Genomic DNA, 3215 nt, shown 5'->3' with positions numbered 1-3215 from the left:
TTTTCTCCTTTATTTTCTGTTCATATAATTATAAACTTTCTTTTGCAATTTCAATCATTTCATCTGAAACCATAAAATTTAATATTTCTTTTTTAGTGTCCTTGCTTTCACTTATTAAAATACTTCTGTATTTCTCTATTATAGGTAAAATGCCGGCATAAAATTCTAAATCGTTTGATTTAAATTGGCTGATTTTTTTCGCAAGTGCCGGTGATTTGCCGTTTGTCGAAACAGAAATCGTTATGTCATCGTAGTTTTTTGATGACGGTAATATAAAATCGGAATGTTCTGTGTCATCAGATAGGGACACTAAAATGTTGCGTTTTTTTGCGTCATTGTAAATCGTTTGATTTACTTCTTTGTTGTCTGTTGCGGCTATGACAAGAAAAGAATTTTCTATGTCACTTGAGGAATATTCTTTTTCAAGTCGTTTGACGTTTGGAAATCCGTCTTTAAAAACAGGACTTACTGCGGTTACGTCTGCACTATATTTTAAAAGCGTTTTAACCTTTCTTTCCGCAACATTCCCACCGCCTGCAACGGTACATTTTCTTCCGCGTATATTCAGCATTATCGGAAACATCAGTTTTCCTCCAACCACTTTGCAGCCTCGACCGCGTAGTAGGTTATAAGCATTTTTGCACCGGCACGTTTCATTGCGGTAAGGCTTTCAAGGACGATTGACTTTTCGTCAATCCAACCGTTTTGTGCGGCGGCTTTAATCATTGAGTATTCACCGCTTACATGATATATTGCAAGAGGGACACTAAAAGTATCGCTGACCGTTTTTGCGATGTCAAGATAAGGCATACCCGGTTTCACCATGATTATGTCCGCACCTTCGTCAATGTCAAGCTGTGTTTCGATAATTGCCTCTTTTTTATTTCTGAAATCCATTTGATAACTTTTTCTGTCCCCAAACGACGGAGCACTGTCAGCTGCGTCGCGGAACGGTCCGTAAAATGATGATGAATATTTGACGCTGTATGCCATTATAAGTACGTCCTCAAAGCGGTTTTCGTCAAGTGCCTGACGTATTGCACCTACTCGTCCGTCCATCATATCCGACGGTGCAACAATATCCGCACCTGCTTTTGCACAAGCCACCGACGCTTTTGCTAAAAGCGGTAAAGTCTTGTCGTTGACGATACAGTCGTGTTCGATAACACCGCAGTGACCGTGTGAAGTGTACTCGCAAAGACAAATGTCGGCAATTACGATTAAATCGGGATACAGTTCTTTTGTAAGGCGGATTGCACGTTGAACAATGCCAAATTCATTGTATGCCTCACTGCCGAATTCATCTTTTGTTTTCGGAATACCGAAGTAAAGCACCGCACCGACACCTGCCGAAACCACTTCGTCAAGTGCGGATGGCAGGTCGGTAAGCGAGTATCGCTTGATGTTCGGCATTGACGGAATATCTTCTGTTTCGCCGTCAATTATGAACATCGGATATATTAAGTCTGTTTTGTCAATCGAAGTTTCGTGTACAAGGTCGCGAATTTGTTTTGTCACACGAAGTCGTCTTGGTCGTCTGATCATTTAGTGTCCCTCCTGATACAGTCGATAATGCTTTCTGCGGTTGCATTGTCGGCTGTTTTATAAATTTTAAGCCCGCATTTTTCGGCGGATTTTGTTGTTTCGTTTCCTATTGAAATCAGCTTTATATTTGACGTGTCTGCTATTTCGGAAAATGCCTTTGCGGCAGAACCGCTTGATAATATAACATAGTCAGTATCGTTTAGACATAAATTCAAAAGTTCCTGTTTTGAGTTGTCGGTTTCCGTTCTGTAAAGGTGCATATCGGTGAAATTAATATTGTTTTCGCTTAAAATATTCGGTATGGTGCTTGCACCGTTTTCGGCTCGAATTAAAAGAATATTGTCATTTTTACTGCACTTTTCGCACATTAGGCGAGCAAGCTCAAGTCCCGAATGAATTTGAGGAACCATGTCGGCATATATGCCGTAACTTGCAAGTGCGTCGGCTGTTTTTTTTCCGACAACAGCAAATTTAGTGCCCCTTAAAGTGCGTATATCGGTTTTTGATTTTTGTAAATATTCAAAAAATATTTTAACACCGTTTGCACTTGTAAATACTATATGTGAAAAGTGTGCTATATCCGCTTTTGAAAACAAGTCGAAATTAATCGGAACTGTTTTGATTAAAGGAAGCTCCGTTATGTCAAAATCGGTCGCCGCATTTTTTATGCTTTTGTTCATTAACGGTGTTGCGGTTGTGAGTATTTTTGTATTTTTTTGTTTAAACCAATCTTGCTTTAAATTCACCACATCACCGACAAGAATTATCGCCGGAGAAGTCATTTGTTTTGCCAATGCAGATAAATTATTTAGTGTCCCCGTAACACATTTTTGACGCGGCATTGTGCCGCTTGAAATTACGGCAACAGGTGTATTTTCCGATTTACCGTTTTCAATAAGCTTATTGCTTATATTTTCGGCAGACGAAAGCCCCATAAGAAAAACAAGCGTTCCGCTGAGTTTTGCAAGTGCGCTGTAATTAACCGTTTCATTTCCGACTTTTTCGTGACCTGTTATAACGTGAAACGAAGTTGCAACTCCGCGGTGAGTGACTGGAATACCGCAATATTCGGCGGCACTGTAACAAGAAGAAATACCGGGTACAATTTCATAGTCAATATTATTTTCGATTAGTGCGATAATTTCTTCACCTCCGCGACCGAAAATAAACGGATCGCCGCCTTTCAGACGTACAACATTTCCGAAACGGCTGTGTTCAACAAGGGTTTTGTTGATTTCCTCCTGTACCATGTGATGATTGCCTGCGATTTTTCCGGCATAAATCAATTTACAGTCGTTTTTTGCATAGCTCAATAAAGTCGGATTTGCAAGGTGGTCGTAAATTATGACGTCCGCTTTTTTTATACATTCAAGACCTTTCTGCGTGATTAATCCGCTGTCACCGGGTCCTGCACCTACAAGATATACCATTTGATTTACTCCTTAATTTTATCAAGCGTTATTTCAGCCATTTTTTTGCCGAGTAATATCGGATCGTTTCCGAACATTTCAAGATAAATTTCTTTGTCGTTTTCTTTGAAAAACGTACACATTTTAATTTCTTTACCGTTAAATTCAGCCGACGCACCGCACGGTGCATGACAGCCACCGCCTGTGTACTGCAAAAATGCACGTTCGCATTTTAATTCGGTCATTGCGACTTTATCATTT

3 protein-coding genes and 1 pseudogene are annotated in these 3215 nt (G+C 39.9%); all 4 read right to left on the bottom strand.

Features of this window, described 5'->3' with window-relative positions; genetic code table 11:
- Positions 1-28: 28 nt before the first annotated feature.
- Positions 29-583: a bifunctional precorrin-2 dehydrogenase/sirohydrochlorin ferrochelatase gene (locus ACLTU0_RS11560; RefSeq protein WP_412322581.1), complete on the bottom strand. Its 555-nt coding sequence runs from the start codon at positions 581-583 to the stop codon at positions 29-31.
- On the bottom strand, positions 583-1545 hold the full coding sequence (hemB, locus tag ACLTU0_RS11555; RefSeq protein ID WP_022229453.1) for a porphobilinogen synthase: 963 nt from the start codon (positions 1543-1545) through the stop codon (positions 583-585). Before hemB ends, ACLTU0_RS11560 begins: the two co-directional genes overlap by 1 nt.
- On the bottom strand, positions 1542-2975 hold the full coding sequence (cobA, locus tag ACLTU0_RS11550) for a uroporphyrinogen-III C-methyltransferase (protein WP_412322579.1): 1434 nt from the start codon (positions 2973-2975) through the stop codon (positions 1542-1544). Before cobA ends, hemB begins: the two co-directional genes overlap by 4 nt.
- A 5-nt stretch (positions 2976-2980) precedes the next feature.
- Positions 2981-3215: pseudogene (locus ACLTU0_RS11545) on the bottom strand (hypothetical protein); the annotation flags it as partial.

The organism is Hominilimicola sp. (assembly GCF_046972485.1).
GTDB classification, from domain to species: domain Bacteria; phylum Bacillota; class Clostridia; order UBA1381; family UBA1381; genus Hominilimicola; species Hominilimicola fabiformis.
This window is presented reverse-complemented; position numbering and strand designations above follow the sequence as displayed.